This is a genomic window from Smaragdicoccus niigatensis DSM 44881 = NBRC 103563, assembly GCF_000380645.1.
In the GTDB taxonomy this organism is placed as follows: domain Bacteria; phylum Actinomycetota; class Actinomycetes; order Mycobacteriales; family Mycobacteriaceae; genus Smaragdicoccus; species Smaragdicoccus niigatensis.
This window is the reverse complement of the sequence record NZ_AQXZ01000018.1, coordinates 532,537-553,174: the sequence shown is the minus strand read 5'-3', so window position 1 is coordinate 553,174 and position 20,638 is coordinate 532,537. Positions and strand designations below refer to the sequence as shown.

Sequence of the window (20,638 nt, the reverse complement as noted above, 5' to 3'; positions counted from 1 at the left end):
ACTCTGACGCCCGGCGTAAATCGCAAGTTCCCGGTAGCGTGAAAAGACCGGCAACGGGAGGAGTGGCGATGAGCCCGAACGAACACTCGGATTCGGCCGCAAGGCAAGAGCTCGAGTCTCTGCGTGTAGAGGCGGCTGCCCTGCGCCGCCAATTGCTCGAATCTCCTGGGCGCACAAGCGAACTTCAGGAACGTATCGACTCCCTGACGGCGCGCAATGGCAAGCTCCTCGACACGCTCAAGGACGCACGCTCGCAGCTTGTTGCGCTGCGCGAAGAGGTCGACCGACTGGGCCAGCCGCCGAGCGGTTACGGCGTTCTGCTCGGCATTCACGACGATGCGACCGTCGACGTGTTCACCTCTGGGCGTCGGATGCGTCTCAACACGTCTCCGAACGTCGACCTGGAGACGCTGCACCTCGGCCAAACCGTTCGCCTCAACGAAGCGCTGACGCTGGTCGACGCTGGGGAGTTCGAGTCGGTGGGGGAGATCTGCGCGCTTCGCGAGATCCTCTATGACGGAAAGCGTGCCCTCGTGGTCGGTCATGCCGACGAGGAGCGCGTGGTGTGGCTCGCGCAACCGCTGGCAGCCCTCGTCGACACAGACAACCTCGAAGACCCGAACGTCCCGATCCGTCGTCTGCGCCCGGGTGATTCGCTCCTGGTCGACACGAAGGCCGGCTTTGCGTTCGAACGGATTCCCAAGGCAGAGGTCGAAGACCTCGTCCTCGAAGAGGTCCCGGACGTCGACTACAACGACATCGGTGGCCTCGGACGCCAGATCGAGCAGATTCGCGACGCGGTCGAACTGCCGTTCCTGCACAAGGAACTGTTCCGGCAGTACTCGCTCCGTCCGCCCAAGGGCGTTCTGCTCTACGGCCCTCCCGGCTGCGGTAAAACGCTCATCGCGAAGGCTGTGGCCAACTCGCTGGCGAAGAAGATCGCCGAGGCGCGTGGCGAGGATGCCAAGGAAGTGAAGTCGTACTTCCTCAACATCAAGGGCCCGGAACTGCTGAACAAGTTCGTCGGTGAGACCGAGCGTCACATCCGGATCATCTTCCAGCGAGCTCGCGAGAAGGCGTCCGAAGGCACCCCGGTCATCGTGTTCTTCGACGAGATGGACTCGATCTTCCGTACGCGTGGATCGGGTGTCTCCTCGGACGTCGAGACGACGGTCGTCCCGCAGCTGCTCGCGGAGATCGACGGTGTTGAGGGCCTCGAGAACGTCATCGTTATCGGCGCATCGAACCGCGAGGACATGATCGACCCCGCAATTCTTCGTCCGGGCCGCCTGGACGTGAAAATCAAGATCGAGCGTCCGGATGCGGAGTCGGCTGGGGACATTTTCTCGAAGTATCTCGTCGAGGGCCTTCCGATCCACTCCGACGACCTCGCCGAATTCGGTGGCGACAAGCATCTCTGCATTCGCGCGATGATCGATCGAGTGGTCGAGCGGATGTACGCAGAAAGCGAAGACAACCGCTTCCTGGAAGTCACTTACGCAAATGGTGACAAAGAGGTTCTGTACTTCAAGGACTTCAACTCCGGCGCGATGATCCAAAACATCGTCGACCGTTCGAAGAAGTATGCGATCAAGGCGGTCCTCGATACTGGCGCACCGGGCCTTCGAATCCAGCATTTGTTCGACTCCATTGTCGACGAATTCGCGGAGAACGAAGATCTGCCGAACACCACGAATCCCGATGACTGGGCACGGATTTCGGGCAAGAAGGGAGAGCGGATCGTTTACATCCGCACCCTGGTGACCGGCAAGAATGCCAGTGCGAGCAGGGCGATCGACACCGAATCGAATACCGGACAGTACCTGTAACGGGAGCGTTAAGGCTGAAATCAGCCGGTGGATTCCTGATTCGGTCGTGATAGAGTCGGCCGAGTGTCGACCAGCTTCGAGATGGGTCGTGGGCGCGGTCGACGTTCGGTAATGGGGCTGTTCGTCTTGACCGCTGCCGGCGTGGCCGCAGCAACTTTGTTCGCATTTCTACTTCCGCGATATGAGCTCGTGCGATCTTTCATGATCGATGCGCAGTGCTATCGCATCAGTGGCCGATGGATTCTCAATGGGCATCCGTTGTATTCGGGATCGCTGTTCGGATTGAAGAACGGATTGGAATTCGTTTACCCGCCGATCGCGGCAATTCCGATGATCCCGTTGGCCATGGTGTCCGCGCACCGGTACGACGAGCTGATTCTGTTCGCCGAGCTCACCGCGGTCTTTGCGGCGTGCTGGTTGAGTCTCCGAATGCTCGGATACCGGGCGAGTAAGAAACTTGCGGTCGCGGCTGGCGCCACGACGGCATTGCTGCTGTGGATCGAGCCGATTTGGACGAGTGTCCATTTGGGCCAGATCAACATCTTCCTCATGGTGCTGGTGCTCGCCGGTTTCCATCTGCGTAATCGCTTCGCCCCGGGCCTGATCGGTGCCGCGGCAGCCATGAAGCTCACGCCGGGACTCTTCATCGCCGGTCTGTTCGGAGTGGGTGAGCGCGCGAAGTCGTACGTGGCGGGGGCATCATTCGTTGGCTTCACGCTCGTCGCCGCGGCGGCGATGCCGCGGAATTCGTTCGATTTCTGGACCGACGCGGTGTTCCACGCATCCCGGATCGCGCCCGCCGACAACGGCGCAAACTTCTCGATCATGGGACTCATCGCACGTGCTTTCGGAACACCGACGCCGCCGACGATCGTGTGGGTCGCCGTCGCGGGTACCTGCGCATTCGCGACGTTCATCATCATGCGTCGCCTGTATGCGCGCGGTGAGGTTCTCCTCGCCGTTTCCCTCTGCGGCATCGCAGCCTGCGCGATCTCACCGTTCTCCTGGGGACACCACTGGGTCTGGTTCCTGCCGCTGATCCTCGGTCTCGCCCAGCGTGCCTGGGACGACCCGCGCTGGCCGACGATCACGCCCGTCGCCCTGGTCACCGCTGCGGTGGCCTGCTGGCCTGTCCGCTTCCCGTCTGACCGTCCGGCCTTCCTCGGACTCACCGCGGTCAAGGGTGGCGGCCCGGCCGTGCACTGGCTGACGAACAACCTTTACGTGCTGGTGTTCTTCGCACTGCTGGCCTACCTGCTGGTCAACACCCGCGAGCGTGCGGACGAAGACCTCATGGCTGAGCTTGACGACGTCGAGGTCGGCGCGCGTGTCTAACATGCCGCGCCTGGAGAAGCTGGCGCTGAGCTTCCCCGAAGCTGAGCGCAAAGACATCGAAGCCTGGGACGGCGAACCCACGTTCCGTGTGCGCGGGAAGAACTTCGTGTTCACGTCGCCGGAAGCCTCCGGCATCACGGTGAAGTTGCCGCCGGAGGAAGCTGCCGCGCTGGTCGCCTCTCGCGAGTCCGTGACGCCCACGGGCTACGGCCTGGGACGCCACGGCTGGGTGAGCATCGAACTCGGTACTGAGGTCAGCGAGGCCCAGTGGGTCGAGGTCGAGGAATGGGTCGAGCAGTCGTATCGGCTCGTGGCGCCAAAAACGCTGGTCAAGCAGCTCGACGCTAAGTGACGAGCTTGGCCACAGCCGTGCCGGCCACGCCGAGTCCGTACGCGAACGCGAAGTAGTAGGTCACCGGTAGCGCACCCACCTTCTGGCGGCCGAACAGCAGAACCGCGAGAGCCGTCACGAGCAGCAGCGAGAAGTAGATGAGGTCGCGCCCGATCTCTTCGAAAGCCAGGTTCGCGAACACGCCCAATCCGATGACCAGCGCGTTGGCGCTCACTCCGACGAGGTTCTTCCGGCTGGCCTCAGGAGATCGTGGATTGCGGAGCTCGAAGAGCATGAGCGCCACATTGAGGGCGATGACGCCGAAGTAGTACACGTCGGTCGCGAAGCCGTCGTCGTTGGTGATGACGATCTGGCACAGCATCGAGCCCGGGTCCGGAGTGCAGAAGCGGTAATGCAGGTAGTTCGTGACCTCGTGATCGCCGGACGCGGCGCCGAGCAAGTAAACGCCCACGATGAACAGCAACGTCAACGCGACGTGCTCCCGGGTGAAGATCGATCGAGACCTGACAACGTCGCGCAGTAGCAGGACGTAGAGCACGATCGTCAACAGCGGAATCGGAATCATCGCGTTGAAGTCGAGCCACCGCAGGAACTCGTGGGGTGGCAGATGCCCCTGCGTAAGGTCCGTGAGCCGGTTGATCGACAGTAGGACGATCGTGAGTGTCAGCCCGGTCAGGAGAACATGAACACGCTTCATGTGAATCTCATACACCCTTGACGTTCGGATGCCGGGAATCAGTCCGGAAAGCCGCGGAAGACGCCGTCGGGATCGGCGCTGGACGCAAACGAGCTGAACGACATGTTGGCGATGGACAGATTCGATTCGATCCAGAACATCTGCCGCGGTACGACCCGCAGAGTGGGGTACTTGGCGAGTTCGGGGTCGAACTCGTCGTTGTTGAGCGCGAGGATCGGATGCTCCGGGTCGGTGATGGTGCGGCTGTCGGCAACGAAGGTCCAGCTGTAGTCCGTGACGAACGTCCGAAGGTCGTCAACCGGCATCGAATCAAATTGCGGATCGTCGACGAGGGTCAGGTTCGCCCACGCTTCGATTCCGCCGAGATCCAACGGTTCCATCGCGGCCTCGACCGTTTCCTCCCACGCGGCCTCATTGGTGAAGTCGGTTCGAATGAGAAGAGACTGCCCGGGTGGGAAGGGAGACTCCGGCTCGGCCGAGAGTGCGGCAATGCGCTCCGATTCGAGCCGAGCAATCTCAGCTTCGACGACGCGCAGATTCTCGGCCGCATCCTTGGTGGCGCGGTGCCATCGGTTGGCGGCCGCACTCGTTTGATTGACGATGACGTCTGGAGCGATCGGGGCTGGCCATAGCTGCAGTTGATAGGCATCCTGCACGGTGGGACTCGTGCTGCCAAAGCCGTTGACGCAGTAACGCACTCGGTAGGTGCGGCCGGATTCGAAACCGCCCATCAAGCCGAGCGGATACATCTCCGAGTCAGCCCCGACGAGTGACAGCGGGATCGACTGCGGCGTGAAGGAGACTTCCACGATGTCCTGCCACCGGGTGTCCATTTCCGGGGAGCTGTCGAGGACCTCGATACGCAGTCGGACGGGATCGTCCGATGTTGCGGTCGCGAGGAATAGTTGCCCGGCCACGGCTGCGCCGAGCAGGCCGTTGTGCTGTCCGATCAGGGTGGCGAGTGGATGGGCAACCGGGGCATCGGGATTCGTGAGACGGATGAGGTGATCGCGCGGGGTTATCTCTTGATTGAAGACGATCAGCGGAGGTCCGGACTGCGTCATGCGTTGCAGCAAACCACACGTCGGGGCTCTCGTCCAGGCTGAATCGCCGCTGCGACGCATCGTGACTGCGTGGCCAAGCTAGTGCCTTTACCTGTGTTTTTGCACAGGTTCTTCGAACCATCAGGCTGTTGAGCGCAAAGGTCTTGACGAGTCTGTCAGTCGTACAAATGTCTGAATATTGACTCGATCAGCAACTGATTCGCTAACCCCGTCGGTATCACCGCGTTGCGGATGGCTCCCTTGCCCTCCGAGGCCGGTCAGTGACACATTCCAGATTGGCTCGTTCCAATGACAGTGATGCTGCATAGACCGGTCGCGCTGGCACGGCTGTTGTCACCATGGACGGTTGCCGTTCCGCCATTGCGGGCGATGGCGCCGTTGCCGTTTCCGCCATCCGCCAGGGCTTCTGTTTTCTGAGTTGTGAGGGCCGTGCTGCTCGCGAAGGCGGTGTTCCCGTTGCCACTGGTCGGGTCGGCGCCGTTGCCGCCGGCGAGCGCAGCGGTGACGTCACTAGACGCGCCGACAGCGGTAGCGGTGTTGTTGTCACCGGCTCCAGCCGCAGCGACGGTCACTCCCGACCCCTTGTTCCAGGCAGTCGCGGTGTTGCCGCTACCGTTGGTCGGATCTGCGGCGTTTCCCTCCCCCGCGGATGCCAGTGAGACTGCAGAACTTAGATTTGTCCCGCTGCCAGTGTTGATGGCGGTGGCGGTGTTATTGCTGCCGCTGAAGGCATCTGCGACGGCGATGGCGTGGCTGCTGCCGCTGTTCGCGGCGATCGCGGTGTTGCTGTCGCCACCGGAAGCGAACGCGGTGGCGCCGGTCGTCACATCGTTGCTGCGGTTGACTGCGATGGCGGTATTAGAGTCGCCGTTTGTCGCGGTGGCCGAAGTGTTGGTGCCGCGGGCGATCGCGGTGTTGAAGTTGCCGCTGGTCCCGGGTGCTCCGGTTGCCCCCGCGATCGCGAGCGAGTTGGTGCCCCCGGCAGTCGCGGTGTTACCGCTGCCGGTGGTGCCCGGATCGATACCACCGGCTCGTGCGGTGCTGCCCGTCCCGCTGGCGGTGGCGGTGTTGTTATCGCCGTTACTGGCGGTCGCCGACGCGTTGGTCCCCGATGCGTTCGCCCGATTACCGGTGCCGTTGGTCGCAGTAGCGCTCGACCCCGCTCCGACCGCGTGCGCGATGTTGCCTGGATCAGCGGTACAGGTGGCGGTACCACTGTGAAAACCCATGGTTCCCGTGGACACGCACACACTTGGTGGCGAGACGGCCTGACCGACGCCGGCTGAGGCCATGCTCGCCGCCGCAGTGGAGGCAGCGACAGCAACAGCAATCCGTGCGGCGCGCCACGCTCGGTACTGAATGTGCATGGGGTGTGATCTCTTTCTTTCGGTCAAACGACTACGGTCTGCTGCGACGTCGCGGGCAGTTTCGTGCCGGGCGGGCTGGCAGAGCCATGCCGAGGCGGTGGCCGCCCCGGCTCGCCCTTTTCGTGTGGTTGATAGTTGCCAGGAATCCCGGGGCGTGGCCCGCGCAGACGGCAGCGGCTGCGCAGGTTACGGCCCACAGTCGGAAATTACGGGCAGGTGATGTTGACGGTGACGCAGGGTCCGGTGGACTTGGCAGTCGCTCCGCCGAGATTGGCGGTGGCAGACCCGTCTCCGGCCTTGCTGTTGGTAGCCGTTGCGGTGTTTCCATCGGAGGAGGTCATCGGGTCTCCGCCGGCGAGAGCAGACGCAGTGCCCCGCCCCGTGTTCTTCGCCGTGGCGTTGTTTCCGTCACCGAAGTTTGCATCCGCGATCGCCCCGGCGCGACTGGTTCTCGTGCCGCTTCCCGTGTTGGTGGCGGTGGCGGTGTTGTTGTTTCCGGAACCGCTAATCGCGTCGGCGAAGCTGTTGCTCCCCTTGTTGGTGGCGGTAGACGTGTTGTTGCTTCCTTCGGATGCGTCTGCGTAGGCGCCGCTGTTGACGCCGCCGTTGTTGGTGGCGGTCGCGCTGTTGTCGTCCCCCCCATATCCGGCGTAGGCGCTGGCGTTGCTGTTGACGCCGCCGTTGTTGGTGGCGGTTGCGGAGTTCCCGTCACCGCCTACGGCGTAGGCGTACGCGGAACTGTTCGTGCTGAAACTGTTGTTGCGGGCGGTGGCTGTGTTGTTGTTGCCGTCGCCGGCGACAGCGGTGGTGTTGGTGCCGCGGGCGGTGGCTGTGTTGTTGTCGCCGTCGCCGTTGAAGCCGCCGGCATAAGCTCCGGCGTTGGTGCCGCGAGCGGTGGCCGTGTTGCCGTCGCCGTTGTTGCCGTTGAAGCCGCCGGCCTTCGCAGTGCTGTCGGTGCCTGAGGCGTTGGCGGTGTTGTTGTTGCCCGAGCTGATGCCGTCGGTATCGCCGGCGGCGGCCGTGCTGTCAAGTCCGACTGCGGTGGCCTTATTGCCCGTGCCACCGGTGGCCGACGCGCTGGCGTCAGCACCTGCTGCGGCAGCGGCGTTACCAGTTGTTGCGGTGCAGTTGGCCGAACCGCTGTTGAAACTCGATGTCCCGTTGGAGGCACAGACGTTCGGTGCGGCGTTGCCCACTCCTGCGGCGGTGAGCGTGAATGCGGCGGCGGAAGCCGCTGCAGCGACTGTCATTCTGGCGGCCCGCCAGGCCTTGTGTTGTGTAGTCATGTGACGCGGATCCTTCCAAGCACGGGCGATAACGCTCGCTTCGCCCCGTTGCGCGGAGTTCCCCCTTGAAACGCCACGCAGTTAAATGTTCAACCTAAAAATCTCCCTTCGGTAGAGGAAATGGGGCGAAAAAGTTCGAAGTATATTGCTCGATGGACATTTCCCCAGTCCTCCTGAACGTTCTCCGTGCCCGCGGTGTCCGGTGGGTTTCCAAAAGCCGTTGAGGTCGACCTGTCGACCATTTTCCGTAGGCGCATTAGCGTAAAAGCGCACCTCATGCGTGACAATCTCGATCATTTGCAACGGGGCAACTCGAGTTGCCCGCATTCGCTGATCATGAAGTTACGTGTGTCCCGAAATATGTTGTGGCATAAAGTAATTAAACAATGCCTATGCTGCGATGATGGGCCGCAACCAGGTGGGGTTGAGCCTTTTTGACGGCTTTGTGGATGTGGTTTGTGGCGGGAATGTCGGCTTGTGTGACGTGGTCCGAACTATTCGACTGTATATTCATCGAATGATATTAGTATCCTAATCGATATACGAATATCCCCTATTTTGTTGATTAAGCAACCGTTGTGTTCGCGGGTGTTTGTAGAGCGATCAATATACATTGTTCGAATATGTTTGCCGCTGCTTGCCCGGCCTGGTTTGCTCAAGTTATTGAACGTAAACTCCGATCCGGAGGTGGGTGAAAATGGCCGCCGAAGTGGGACCTTCAGGTCCGGAGGGTTCAGGCTTCCCCGACCCGAAGCTCTCGCCCCGGGAGCGGGAGGTGCTCCGGGTGTGGCTTCAGTCTGGTTCGAAGTCGTCCGCAGCCAAAACGCTGTTTATGACCACTGGCACGGTGAGCACACACCTGACCCGGGTTCGTCTCAAGTACAAGCGAGTGAGCCGCAACGCGTCATCGAAGGAGGCGTTGCTGGCTCAGGCGCTTCGGGACGGAATCGTCACGCTCGACGAGATCTGAGCATGAAGTCCTAAATGAGCCCCTCGCGCATCGCATACGCAACGGCGTGCGATCGGTTGCGGAGTTGGAGACGGGTCGTGACGTCGTGGAGGACGTTCTTAACTGTGCGTTGGCTGTAGCTGAGCTCGGCCGCGATCTCGGAGGTGTCGTGCCCTTCGGCGACCAGTCGCAGCACCTTCACCTCGCGATCGGTGAGACCCGTGAAGCTGAGTCCGCGCGGCGTGAGGACTTGCCTCTGCAGGCGTCCGACCTGGTTCAGAAGTGTGCCCAAAAGGTCCGCCGGAATGACACCTTCACCGCGGTTGAGGCGCAGGATCGCGCGCGTCAGTGCGTCCGAGGTAGCTTCGTTGCGTCGCAAGACGCCGTTCACGCCGTCTTCGGCCGCGGAGATCAAGGCGGTCTCCTCGACATGCCGGAGAACGAGTAGTTTTCGGGAGCGCGAATTCCGTGCGAGGTCGGTCAAAACCTGCTTGACCTCGGCGTCCAAAACGTCTGCGACCAGCACTGACACGTTGGCGGCGTAACGCTGGGAGGTTTTGAGGATGGCAAGTTCCGCGCGCATCCGCAGCTGACTCTCAACGCCGGCGCGAAGGATCGGATCGGTCGAATACACGAAGGTGTTGACGCGTGCCTCCATGATCAGCTGCCTCCAGTGAAACGGTGCCTCTTCGGTTGCCCTTGAGTGTCAGTTCAAGTGCTCAACAAGTGCTCAACACAATGTCCTTCGGGGCGGGACTTCTCTGAGTACCGTGGGGTTCAGTCGATCTAGACAGATCGGTCATTGGCGATCATGACAGCGGCGTCATCTCATCTCACCGACGAGGAATGCCGTGCAGCCATTGGTCCTTCGCGAGAAGCTCCGCCCTCCCGACCCCATCGGCCTCGTCCGGCCACGTTTGGAGAACCAACTCTCGTTCGACTCCGCGGGCACGGTAGGGCTCGTCGTGGCGCCGGCCGGCTCCGGTAAGACGACGCTTCTCGCACAAATCGCAGCACACGCATCGCGGGAGCTCGGTTGGTATCGAGCGACTCCGGACGACGACACCGAAGCTGCGCTCGTCGCGAACCTCGCGCGGGCGGTTCCGGGATTCGCCGCGCCGGATTGCCCGCTTACCATGTCGGCTTTCCTCGCGGGGCTCGAGGATGCCGGCGGCGTCGAAGGACTGCTGATCTGCGACGATCTGCACGAAATCGCGGGTACTCCGGCCGAGCGCGCGCTCGAACGCTTCGTCGACCTCCGCCCGCGTGGTCTACGTCTGCTGTTCGGGAGTCGACGTGGTTCCTCGATCAATATGCCTCGGTTACGCGGATCGGGAGTGGCTGCAGAGGTCGATGGCTCGGCCCTTCGGTTCCGCCCGTGGGAGGTCGAGGAACTCTTCGAAAGGATCTATCGGGAGCCTCTGCGACCAGATGCTGCAGCACTGCTCACGCGCCGCATCGGGGGATGGGCGGCCGGACTCCAACTGTTCCACCTCGCCACCACCGGTAGAAGTACCGCCGCACGACATCAGGCTGTACTCGAACTCGGAGCCAGCTCACGACTGGTCCGCTCGTATCTGACGCGCCATGTTCTCGCCGATCTTCCCGACGAACATAGGCGCTTCTTATTGCGTACCTGCACCGTCGATCGCCTCACCGCGGATCTGTCCGACGAACTCCTCGACACGACCGGTAGTGCGCAGATCCTGTCTGAACTCGAACTTCGGCAACTCTTCGTGTCGACCGACGACGGCGTCGAATACCGGTATCACGAGGTCTTGCGGTCGCACCTCGAACAGGTCATCGTCGAGGAACTCGGTCACGCGGGCTCGCGGGCGTGGTACGTCCGGAGCGGCGAGGTTCTCTTGAGTCACGGTCGGATGCGCTCGGCCGCAAAAGCGTTCGCCAAGGCGGAGAACTGGGAGCGGGTCTCGCAGATTGTCCGCGAGCATTCGGTCGAAATCGGGGACGTGGTCGACGACCATGGCGGGATCTCTCCACCGAACAGTTGGCGGCGAGATCCGTGGCTCGCGCTCGCGATCGCTCGCCGACACGCTCGGCACGGCCAGCTTGCCGACGCGGTGCACGCCTACCAACTCGCGCACGACATGCACGATGAGCCGACCTATCGGCGGCAATGTCGTGCCGAATCGGATGCTGTGGTGGGATGGCTGCCCCACGCGCCGGCGATCTCGCAGCCACAGTCGGCACCGGGGCATTGGAGTGCTCGGGTTCGGGCTGCACTGTCTGGCCCCGTTCCACTGGTTGTCACCGGCCACATCGGAAATGACGCTCATCAGACGGTCAACGGTCTTCTGGCGTTGGTGGCCGGTGAACTTGGCCAAGTGGGGCAGTCGCTGGGAAGAATCCGATCGGGCCGCACAGTTACACCGCTGCTATCCGCACTCTCGGGAGTCGGGCTGGCGATCGCGGATGTGGCGAACTCTGCGGGCGAGGACGCGGCCGGCGTGCTCGGCGAACTCATTGTGGTAGCCGAAAGCGATGGATTTCCCTGGATCGCTCGAATAGCGCACGCCCTGCAGGAAGTCGTTCTTGTGGTCAGTCAGCAGGCAGTGTGGCGTCTTTCCATCTGCACGCAGATGAAGGACGACTCCGATCTGCGCGGCGATCGTTGGGGGTCGGCACTTCTGACACTGATGATCGGCGCTGCTCGGCTGCTGAACGGTGACCCGGCCGCCGCCGCCATCGACCTCAATGAGGCCCGCAAGCGGTTCCTCGAACTCGAAGCGCCCGTACTCGCTCTGTGGTGCCAGATTCTGGACCTTTACGCGGGCGGCGGGACTGTCGCCGTCGCCGCTGAACTCGCTGCGAGAGCTGATGAATTCCACCTGCGTGGCGCGCGGGCGCTCGCGCTCGGTGCCATTGAGTCGCGTGCCGAGGAGGCGGACTCGGTGGCACGTTCGTGCGGATTCCCCTTGGCTGCGTTCCGGGCAATCCAAACGCCCGCGCACGTCGATGCGATTCAGTCGGGTGGCGTCTTCTGTTTCGGCGGCCTGCGGATCGAGACGGCGGGCGCCTCTCTCGACGCCGGCGCTTTGCGTCCGCAGGCGCGGTCCCTGCTGGGGATTCTCGCGCTCAACGCGGGAAGGCCGTGTCGGCACGAGTTCCTCGAGGATGCGATCTGGCCCGACGTGGGGCACAAGGTGGCCAGCCACCGTCTGCAGGTGGCGGTGTCGAGCATTCGTGCGTTGCTGGCCGGGACGAACTATGCGGTGGAGCGAGCCGGCGACGCTTATCGATTACAGCTGCCGGACCATTGCTCGTCGGACGTCCGCACCTTCGAGGACAACGTCAACCGGGCGCATCGTTCGGTCGAACCCGGCGATCGGATCCGGTTTCGCGCCCGCGCCCTCGACGTCTATCGGGGCGAGTTGCTGCCTAGCGAGGGTCGGGTGGAGTTTATTGCCGCGGAACGGGAGCGACTTCGGACCGTGGCCGCCGGTACCGCACTGGACCAGGCTGCTGAACTGTGGCGCGCCGGTCAGCTCGCGCAGGCTCGGCAAGCCGCCGAATTGTCGCTCCGGTTGGAGCCATATCAAGACCGGCCCTGGGAGCTGCTCGCCCGCATTCACTCCGCGCTCGGCGATGACACTGCCGCCGAACGTGCGCGCCGAGACCGGGCGCGGGTCCGCGCGGCGATGGGCGTCAACTGAATCGTTTGGAGTCGCGTACGCGGGACCGTACGCGGACGGATACAGTCGGCCATATGCAGCGGATTATCGGCATCGAAGTCGAGTACGGGATTTCCTCGCCCAGCGACCCGACCGCGAACCCGATCCTCACCTCGACTCAGGCCGTTCTCGCCTACGCGGCCGCGGAGGGGATTCCCCGCGCGAAGCGGACGCGTTGGGATTACGAGGTCGAGTCGCCGCTGCGGGACGCCCGTGGTTTCGATCTGAGCCGCCACGGTGGACCGGCGCCGATCATCGACGCCGATGAGGTCGGCGCAGCGAACATGATCCTCACGAACGGTGCCCGGCTGTACGTCGACCACGCGCATCCGGAGTACTCCGCGCCGGAGGTGACCGATCCGCTCGACGCCGTGATCTGGGACAAGGCCGGTGAGCGAGTCATGGAGGCCGCCGCGCGGCACGCGTCGAGCGTCCCCGGATCGCCGCGACTCCAGCTCTACAAGAACAACGTCGATGGCAAGGGTGCGTCGTACGGGACGCACGAGAACTACCTGATGTCCCGAGACACGCCGTTCAACCAGATCATCGCTGGTCTGACGCCATTTTTCGTGTCTCGCCAGGTGTTCACCGGTTCCGGACGAGTCGGGATCGGGCAGCACGGTGACGAGGCCGGTTTCCAGATCAGTCAGCGTGCCGACTACATCGAAGTCGAGGTCGGGCTCGAGACCACCCTCAAGCGCGGCATCATCAACACGCGCGACGAACCCCACGCGGACGCCGACAAGTACCGCCGCCTGCACGTCATCATCGGGGACGCGAACCTCGCCGAGATGTCGACCTACCTCAAGGTGGGAACGACGGCGCTGGTACTCGATCTCGTCGAAGCGGGAGTCGACTTCAGCGACCTGCAGTTGGCCCGACCAGTGACGGCCGTGCACACCATCAGCCACGACCCGACCCTGCGGGCGACGGCGGCGCTCGCGGACGGACGCGAGATGACCGGCCTGGCGTTGCAGCGTGCGTACCTCGACCGAGTCAGCGCGTTCATGGACCGCCAGGGCCGCAACACCGACCGCGTCCGCGACATCATCGACAACTGGGCAATGGTGCTCGACCTGCTCGAACGTGACCCGATGGAATGCGCGGAACTGCTCGACTGGCCGGCGAAGCTGCGGATTCTCGAGGGCATGCGCAGTCGTGAGGGCCTGAGCTGGGCTGCACCGAAATTGCACCTCGTCGACCTGCAGTACTCGGACGTTCGCCTCGACAAGGGACTGTACAACCGCCTCGTTGCGCGCGGCTCGATGAAGCGTCTGGTGTCCGAGCAACAGGTGCTCGCCGCGATGCGCAACCCACCCACGGACACCCGGGCGTACTTCCGGGGTGAGTGCCTCCGCCGGTTCGGTGCGGACATCGCAGCGGCCAGTTGGGACTCGGTGATCTTCGACCTTGGCGGCGACGCGCTGGTCCGGATTCCGACTCTCGAACCGCTGCGGGGCAGCCGTGCACACGTCGGAAATCTGCTGGACGCAGTCAGTTCGGCGCGCGAACTCGTCGATCAGCTGACGACGTAGAAGATCAAATCCGGGACGTAAAACGCGTCTCGACCGGCAACGACGGCCTTCCGTCGGTACGGTGGAGTTCTAGGTAGAAGCGTAGGGGGTTGCCATGGCGCAGGAGCAGACCAAGCGGGTCGGCGGCGGCGACGAGGATGATGACGTCCCCGGTGAGACAGGCGCTGGCCAAGAGCGTCGCGAAAAGCTCGCCGCAGACACTGACGACCTGCTCGACGAGATCGACGACGTGCTCGAGGAGAACGCCGAAGACTTCGTCCGCGCTTACGTGCAAAAGGGCGGCCAGTGACCGAAGCGCGGGGAGGCTTTCTCCACTACGGTTCTCATCTTTCTTCGTTCAGTGAAATTCTCGAGACTCACGCACCGGACATGCTGCCGGGGCGTCGGGTGACGGGTCCCGCTGGCGATATCGCGCCCCACGGCACCACGATCGTCGCCGTGACCTTCTCCGGGGGTGTGATTCTCGCGGGTGACCGCCGCGCGACGATGGGCAATCTCATCGCCAGCCGCGATGTCCAGAAGGTCTACATCACGGACGACTACTCGGCTGCTGGTATCGCCGGCACCGCTGGCATCGCGATCGAACTCGTGCGTCTGTTCGCGGTCGAACTCGAGCATTACGAGAAGATCGAAGGCATTCCGCTGACCTTCGACGGCAAGGCCAACCGGCTGTCGACCATGGTTCGAAACAATCTGCCGGCCGCGATGCAGGGGCTCGTGGCGATTCCGCTGCTCGTGGGCTACGACCTCGATGAGGCGGATACCGCCAAGGCTGGGCGGATCGTGTCGTTCGACGCCGTCGGCGGCCGCAGCGAGGAACGCGACGGCTACCACGCGATCGGTTCCGGTTCGCTTTTCGCGAAGTCGTCGTTGAAGAAGCTCTACCGCTCGGGCCTCACGGCCGACGAAGCCCTGGCCATCGCGATCGAGGCGTTGTGGGATGCCGCCGACGACGATTCGGCCACTGGTGGCCCGGATCTGGCGCGCCGCATCTACCCGACCGCCGTGATCATCGACGTCAACGGTGCACTCGAGGTGGACCGGTCGAAGACTGAGCAAATGGCCCGGTTAGTGATCACTGCCCGGACGCAGACTGAGGGAGACGCGCGATGACCCTTCCTTACTATGCGTCTGCCGAGCAGATCATGCGCGATCGCTCGGAGCTCGCGCGCAAGGGTATTGCCCGCGGCCGCAGCGTCGTTGTGCTGACCTACGACTCGGGCGTGCTGTTCGTCGCGGAGAACCCGTCGACGGCGCTGCACAAGGTGAGCGAACTCTACGACCGCGTCGGCTTTGCCGCCGTCGGCAAGTACAACGAGTTCGAGAACCTTCGCCGCGGTGGCATCATGCAGGCTGACCTGCGCGGATACTCCTACGACCGCCGTGACGTGACGGGTCGTTCGCTCGCCAACGCCTATGCGCAGACGCTCGGCTCGATCTTCACCGATCAGCTCAAGCCGTACGAGGTCGAGATCTGTGTGGCCGAGGTCGGCCGTCCGGACTCGCCGAAGCAGCCGGTGATGTACCGCATCACCTACGACGGATCGATCGTCGATGAGCGGGAGTTCATCGTCATGGGCGGCACAACCGAACCGATCATCACGGTGCTCAAGTCGTCGTACGAATCCGGCATGGACATCAAGGCTGCGTTCAACGTCGCGGTGGCGGCGCTGCGGCGTCCGCCCGTCGAGGGGCAGCCCGCCGCTCCGGCATCGCCGCTCGAAGTTGCTGTGCTGGACCAGAATCGACCGCGTCGCGCGTTCAAGCGGATTACCGGACCGGCGCTCGAAGAGCTTTCGGCGAAGTAGTTGAAGCGGGCCCTCGCGGTCGTGGCGGCCGCGTTGATCGAATTGACGGCTGCATGTTCGCACCAGGCGGCGACCGTCGACGACGTGGCTCCGGCCGTTTCCTGCGATTCGCCGGCAGCCCACTGCAGCACGCAGCAACGCATCAACGCTGTCGAGGACTACCTGAAGACTCGACCGGGTCGTGTCGGTTTCGTCCTTCGTGACCGCACGACGGGCTACATCTATCGCAGCCCTGCCGCCGATCAGCTGGTCTGGACTGCGTCCACGATCAAGCTCGCCATGGCGGCCGACCTCTTGACCAAGGACCGCGCGGGCACGATCAAGCTGACGGCGTCAGATCGGGACCTGATCCAGAAAATGCTGCATTCCTCCGACGACGATGCGGCCGACGCCTTGTGGGAGAAGTACGCAGGCAAGGACAAGCAGCAGTTCAACCGCGACTTCGTCGCCTTTGGCATGACCGGTCTCGAACCCGAGGTTTCGTTCAGTAGCGGCAAGCCCTACTGGGGATTCCAGAAGTGCACTCCGGACGACCTCGACCACCTCATGCAGTACGTGTTGACGCAGCTCGACCCGACCGATCGCGCCTACATCGTCGATCAGATGCAGAATGTCGCACCGGACCAGCAGTGGGGTGTCTGGGCGGCGGGCCCGGATCAGCATCCCGGCAACAAGGACGGTTGGTCCGAGGAGGAGGGCGGCTGGGTGATCAACTCTGTCGGCTTCTCGGGAGCCGATCAGAGGTACACGCTCGCAATCATGAATGCCCTGCAAGGCGAGGGCGGTTACGACGAGGGCGTCGCCACCATCTCCCATGCGGCGAAATTGCTACTCGCCGGATTGTGACGCGAGGAGAGGCGCACCCACATCACAGTGTGAACAGTGCGCGACCTCCGCAGCTTTGGCCGATTTCTCCGGCTTTTCGATGAGTGTCGCTGCGAGCGCACCCGCAGCGAGGAGTCCGGCGCAGATCCACATGGCGGTCGTGAAACCCGCGTCGAACTTGTCCGCGTCGGAGAGACCGGCGCCCCGGAGCCCGACGACCGCTGGAAGCGCGGCGACGGCGATCAACCCCGAGGTTCGAGCGACGGCGTTGTTGACGCCCGATGCGATTCCGGCGTCGTCGGTGCTGACCGAGCCCAGAACCGTGCTGGTCAGGGGCGCTACGAGGACCGAGAGTCCGATACCGAACACGATGACGCCAGGGAGAACATCCAGGAGATAGTTCGCGTGCGGGCCGGTTCGGAGAAGAAGAAGCAGGCCCGCGGCGGCGATCAGCGGACCGAACACCATCGGGATCCGCGCGCCGTGATTCTGTGCCCAATCACCGGTTTTCGACGACAGCGCCAACATCAGGATGGTGATGGGCAAGGCCGCTGCGCCCGCGGCGAGCGGCGAGTAGCCGGCGACGACCTGAAGTTCGAGACTGAGCATGAAGAACACGCCACTGAGCGCGATGTACACGACGAACGTGACGGCGTTGGTGACTGAGAACAGTCTGGAGGCGAAGAGCCGCGGCGGAACGAGCGGCTCCGGGCTCCGCATTTCGACCAGCACGAACGCAACGATCAGTGCGATGCCTGCCGCGGTCACCCATGTCGAGGCGCGGATGAGCCCGAACGTCAGCGTGCCGAGGCCAATCGCGATGATCGCCGCTCCCGGGATGTCCAAACGGGTGACTCGCACCGCCGACCGACTCTCCGGAACGCTCGCGAGAGTGATCGCGACGACCAGAGCGGCGACCGGGATATTGAGGAGAAATACTGCGCGCCAACTGACGGCGTCGACGAGCCAGCCGCCGAGCAGGGGTCCCACGGCAGCGGCGATACCGCCGAATCCGGACCACGCGCCGACCGCAGCCCCACGGTCGCGCGGATCGATCGCCGCCGAGAGCAACGCGAGGCTGCCGGGCGTGAGCAGCGCGCCGGCGACCCCTTGCACGAGACGTGCTGCGACCAGCGTGGTGAGGTTCGGCGCGAATCCGCACGCCGCGGAGCTGATCGCGAAGGCAACGGTGCCGATGAGGAAGACCTCGCGTCGTCCATAGCGATCGCCCAGTGCACCGCCGAGCAGGATGAATGCCGCCAACGTGAGCGTGTATCCCGTGACGATCCACTGCAGGCCGTCGATACCCGCGTCGAAATCGCGGCCTATCTGCGGTAGCGCGACATTGACGACGGTGGCATCGAGCATGGCGATCGACGAGCCGAGAACCGTCGCGACCACGATCCAGCGGCCTCGCGGTGACGCTACGCGGATGGTTTCGGCGACCATGCTTTCGACGCTACGCGTCAGTGACTTTCCGAAGTCGAGTTCACGACTTAGTGCCCTTGGGACGGATGCCGCGCGCGACGAGTCTGGGTCTCACAGACTTCGACTGATGAGGTGGCACACCATGATGTGGGGATACGGAATGGGCTGGGGCAGCTGGCTCGGGATGACCGTGATGATGATCGTCTTCTACGGGGTCATCATTTTCGGGATCATCGCGGCCGTTCGAGCGTTCAGCGGAACGCGGCACAGCACCGCTGGCGGGCACGGCGTTTCCTCTGCGGAGCAGATTCTGGCGGCACGGTTCGCGAAAGGTGAACTGACCGAGGATGAGTACCGCCAGCGCCTGGCCACGATGCGTGAGATCCACGGCAGCTGGTGAGTGGCGATGCCCGTCAAGACTTCGCGCACTGTGCTCCTCGGATCCGCGGCCGCGGTCGCTTTGGGGGTTGCGACCACGGCTGGAATGGCTTTCACCGGCCCCAGCTTCGACCTGCCATGGGCGTCGGGAACATCATGTTCGATTCCTGACCTTCACGGCGCCGTCGTCGACGTGACCGTCACGGACATGGGCTCGATGATGGGTGGCCGAGGCTCGATGATGGGCGGCTACGGAAACAGTCGCTTCCAAGGGCCGATGGCGATCTACACCAGCCAGCGTTCCGTGCCGGCTGGCCAGGTCAGCCTGCGGGTTCGAAACAACGGCAGATTTCTCCATGAGGTGATCGTGATGCCGTTGGCGGGCGATGCCAGAGTCGGACAGCGCGCGATCGGAGCGACCGGCGAGGTCGATGAGACCGGAAGCCTCGGCGAAGCATCGAACACATGCGGCTCTGGAGAGGGAGACGGCATCGCTCCCGGCGCATCGGGTTGGGTGACACTGAATCTTCCCGCGGGTAGGTACGAGCTGTTGTGCAACATCGAGGGGCATTATGGGTCCGGAACGTTCACTGAGCTCGATGTGACCTAGCCCGGCAGCAGATACCCGGGTAGGGTATGTCTCGAGAAGATGGGTCCGCCTGGGAGGAACGTTGTCGACGCAGGTCACGAGTACACGGCCGTCGTTCCGTGGCGTGATCGCGGCGCTCGTGCTCGTGGGACTGTTCGCGATGCACGGACTGACTCATGCCGGTGCGTGCGCGGACTTCGACGGTTCCTCGTCGGCGGTCGACCACCATCATGCTGCGGAGGTCACCTCCATGGTGGCAGCCTCTGACCTGCTTCAGATGGGGCCGGTGCTTACGGTTTCGCTGTTGCACTGCGCGCACGCAAGCGAGTGTGTTGCGACGATTCCCCGCGGTCCGGTCACTTCACTGATCCTGGCGTTGGTGTCCTTCGCGTCGCTGTCCGTAGTGGCGCTTCTGGGACTTGCCGCGGTCCGCCGCAGTTCGGATTGGCTCCGCGGACCACCCGTCACGGGTGTGCGATTACTTCAACTGGTGTGTGTGTCGAGGACGTGAGGAGCCTCTGCGCGGGTGCGTGATTCCGGGCGGGATCGTGCGCTCCGCGCTGCGGACTCACGATTCCTTCCCGGACGCGGCTGATGGTGCGCGTCCGCCCACAGAAAGCACACTCTTGATGAACGCGTCACTTTCGACCTTCAAACTCGTCGCGGCAGCACTCGCGTCGGCGTCGCTGCTGACCCTCTCCGCGTGCGGCAACAGCGAACCGACCACCTCGATGCCGGGCATGAACATGACGACCACCATGCCGGGTGCGCATGACATGGCGACCGGTGACGGCTTGTCCGACACCGAGTACGGCCTCACGTTCAAACCCGGAGACGTGGTCCTGACCAGCGGTAAGCCGCAGACCTGGACCTTCCAGGTCATCGGTCCCGACGGCAAACCGGTCACCCGATTCACTCCGGAGCAGACGAAGCTCATGCATTTCTACGCGGTCCGCGACGACTTGACCGGCTATCAACACCTTCATCCCACCAGGGCAGCCGATGGCACCTGGACGGTGGATCTCGCGTCACTCGACCCCGGCAACCACCGCTTCTACATCCAGTTCACCGCCGACGGAACGGACGGCAGACCAGTCACGCCGATCCTGTCCGTGCCGGTGACGGTGCCGGGCGACTACGTCCACGCACCACTGCCCGCAGCGTCGCCGAGCACGGTCGCCGACGGCTACACCGTCACTCTCGACACCGGTTCGGGGATGATGGCCGGCCACGGGATGCCATTGACCGTGACGATCACGAAGGACGGCCAGCCGGTCAGCAACCTGCAGCCTTACCTCGAGAGCTACGCGCACCTCACGGCAATCCACGAGCGGGACCTGGCAATCGCCCACTTGCACCCAGAGAACCCGGTGACAGGCAACAGCGGCGGACCGGAACTCGACTTCGCGGCCAACTTCCCGAAGGCGGGCAACTGGAGGTTGTTCATTCAATTCCAGGTTGATGGCGTCCTGCACACCGCCGCGATCACGATGACGGTGTAAGG

General features: G+C 63.5%; 20 protein-coding genes. 14 read left to right on the top strand and 6 right to left on the bottom strand.

The genetic code is table 11. The features are described from left to right. The first annotated feature begins 68 nt into the window (after positions 1-68). The 3 genes from arc (at position 69) to F600_RS0118920 (ending at position 3,516) form a co-directional block, all read left to right on the top strand. Positions 69-1,829 carry a proteasome ATPase gene (gene arc / locus F600_RS0118930; RefSeq protein WP_018162216.1) on the top strand — a complete coding sequence of 587 codons (1,761 nt, stop codon included), beginning with the start codon at positions 69-71 and terminating at the stop codon, positions 1,827-1,829. Between the two features lie 63 nt (positions 1,830-1,892). After that, a complete protein-coding gene (locus F600_RS0118925) occupies positions 1,893-3,164 on the top strand; it encodes a glycosyltransferase 87 family protein (RefSeq protein WP_081628916.1) in 1,272 nt (423 codons plus the stop codon). A 1-nt stretch (position 3,165) separates the two neighbouring features. Further along, a complete protein-coding gene (locus F600_RS0118920; protein ID WP_018162214.1) occupies positions 3,166-3,516 on the top strand; it encodes an MmcQ/YjbR family DNA-binding protein in 351 nt (116 codons plus the stop codon). Here F600_RS0118920 and F600_RS30665 read toward each other — a convergent pair. The 4 genes from F600_RS30665 to F600_RS0118895 form a co-directional block, all read right to left on the bottom strand. Then, the gene (locus F600_RS30665) at positions 3,509-4,213 is read right to left on the bottom strand and encodes a hypothetical protein (RefSeq protein ID WP_018162213.1); all 705 of its coding nucleotides are present in this window, start codon (positions 4,211-4,213) and stop codon (positions 3,509-3,511) included. The genes F600_RS0118920 and F600_RS30665 overlap by 8 nt on opposite strands. Before the next feature lie 38 nt (positions 4,214-4,251). Then, positions 4,252-5,277: a DUF6924 domain-containing protein gene (locus F600_RS30660; RefSeq protein ID WP_018162212.1), complete on the bottom strand. Its 1,026-nt coding sequence runs from the start codon at positions 5,275-5,277 to the stop codon at positions 4,252-4,254. A gap of 257 nt (positions 5,278-5,534) precedes the next feature. Further along, positions 5,535-6,644, bottom strand: a complete 1,110-nt coding sequence (locus tag F600_RS0118900) for a beta strand repeat-containing protein (RefSeq protein WP_026306710.1) — start codon at positions 6,642-6,644, stop codon at positions 5,535-5,537. Between the two features lie 206 nt (positions 6,645-6,850). Continuing rightward, on the bottom strand, positions 6,851-7,930 hold the full coding sequence (locus tag F600_RS0118895) for a hypothetical protein (protein ID WP_156024674.1): 1,080 nt from the start codon (positions 7,928-7,930) through the stop codon (positions 6,851-6,853). Between the two features lie 697 nt (positions 7,931-8,627). Between F600_RS0118895 and F600_RS0118890 the strand changes: the two genes are divergently transcribed. Next, entirely contained in the window at positions 8,628-8,900 is a 273-nt protein-coding gene (locus tag F600_RS0118890; protein ID WP_051090852.1) for a helix-turn-helix transcriptional regulator, read from the top strand. A 10-nt stretch (positions 8,901-8,910) separates the two neighbouring features. Here the strand turns inward: F600_RS0118890 and F600_RS0118885 are convergent, their stop codons facing one another. Next, the gene (locus F600_RS0118885) at positions 8,911-9,537 is read right to left on the bottom strand and encodes a helix-turn-helix transcriptional regulator (protein WP_018162210.1); all 627 of its coding nucleotides are present in this window, start codon (positions 9,535-9,537) and stop codon (positions 8,911-8,913) included. Positions 9,538-9,730: 193 nt separating this feature from the next. Between F600_RS0118885 and F600_RS0118880 the strand changes: the two genes are divergently transcribed. The 6 genes from F600_RS0118880 to F600_RS0118855 all read left to right on the top strand — a co-directional run bounded on the left by F600_RS0118880 (position 9,731) and on the right by F600_RS0118855 (position 16,760). Continuing rightward, positions 9,731-12,553 carry an AfsR/SARP family transcriptional regulator gene (locus tag F600_RS0118880; protein ID WP_018162209.1) on the top strand — a complete coding sequence of 941 codons (2,823 nt, stop codon included), beginning with the start codon at positions 9,731-9,733 and terminating at the stop codon, positions 12,551-12,553. Between the two features lie 53 nt (positions 12,554-12,606). Continuing rightward, positions 12,607-14,106 carry a depupylase/deamidase Dop gene (gene dop, locus F600_RS0118875; RefSeq protein WP_018162208.1) on the top strand — a complete coding sequence of 500 codons (1,500 nt, stop codon included), beginning with the start codon at positions 12,607-12,609 and terminating at the stop codon, positions 14,104-14,106. Positions 14,107-14,200: 94 nt separating this feature from the next. Beyond that, a complete protein-coding gene (locus tag F600_RS0118870; protein ID WP_018162207.1) occupies positions 14,201-14,395 on the top strand; it encodes a ubiquitin-like protein Pup in 195 nt (64 codons plus the stop codon). A gap of 80 nt (positions 14,396-14,475) precedes the next feature. Further along, a complete protein-coding gene (gene prcB / locus F600_RS0118865; RefSeq protein WP_081628953.1) occupies positions 14,476-15,219 on the top strand; it encodes a proteasome subunit beta in 744 nt (247 codons plus the stop codon). Then, complete coding sequence (prcA, locus tag F600_RS0118860) at positions 15,216-15,914, top strand: proteasome subunit alpha (RefSeq protein WP_018162205.1); 699 nt, start codon at positions 15,216-15,218, stop codon at positions 15,912-15,914. The genes prcB and prcA overlap by 4 nt, the downstream gene beginning before the upstream one ends. Further along, complete coding sequence (locus F600_RS0118855) at positions 15,915-16,760, top strand: serine hydrolase (RefSeq protein WP_018162204.1); 846 nt, start codon at positions 15,915-15,917, stop codon at positions 16,758-16,760. Here F600_RS0118855 and F600_RS0118850 read toward each other — a convergent pair. Beyond that, positions 16,743-18,188, bottom strand: a complete 1,446-nt coding sequence (locus F600_RS0118850) for an MFS transporter (protein ID WP_018162203.1) — start codon at positions 18,186-18,188, stop codon at positions 16,743-16,745. The genes F600_RS0118855 and F600_RS0118850 overlap by 18 nt on opposite strands. A 106-nt stretch (positions 18,189-18,294) precedes the next feature. Here F600_RS0118850 and F600_RS0118845 point away from each other — a divergent pair, with 106 nt between their 5' ends. The 4 genes from F600_RS0118845 (at position 18,295) to F600_RS0118830 (ending at position 20,636) form a co-directional block, all read left to right on the top strand. Beyond that, positions 18,295-18,567, top strand: a complete 273-nt coding sequence (locus tag F600_RS0118845; RefSeq protein WP_081628915.1) for an SHOCT domain-containing protein — start codon at positions 18,295-18,297, stop codon at positions 18,565-18,567. A gap of 6 nt (positions 18,568-18,573) precedes the next feature. Beyond that, entirely contained in the window at positions 18,574-19,155 is a 582-nt protein-coding gene (locus tag F600_RS0118840; RefSeq protein WP_040632070.1) for a hypothetical protein, read from the top strand. A 61-nt stretch (positions 19,156-19,216) separates the two neighbouring features. Then, positions 19,217-19,645 carry a hypothetical protein gene (locus F600_RS0118835; RefSeq protein WP_026306706.1) on the top strand — a complete coding sequence of 143 codons (429 nt, stop codon included), beginning with the start codon at positions 19,217-19,219 and terminating at the stop codon, positions 19,643-19,645. A gap of 118 nt (positions 19,646-19,763) precedes the next feature. Then, positions 19,764-20,636: a hypothetical protein gene (locus F600_RS0118830; RefSeq protein WP_040632069.1), complete on the top strand. Its 873-nt coding sequence runs from the start codon at positions 19,764-19,766 to the stop codon at positions 20,634-20,636. Positions 20,637-20,638: the final 2 nt, after the last annotated feature.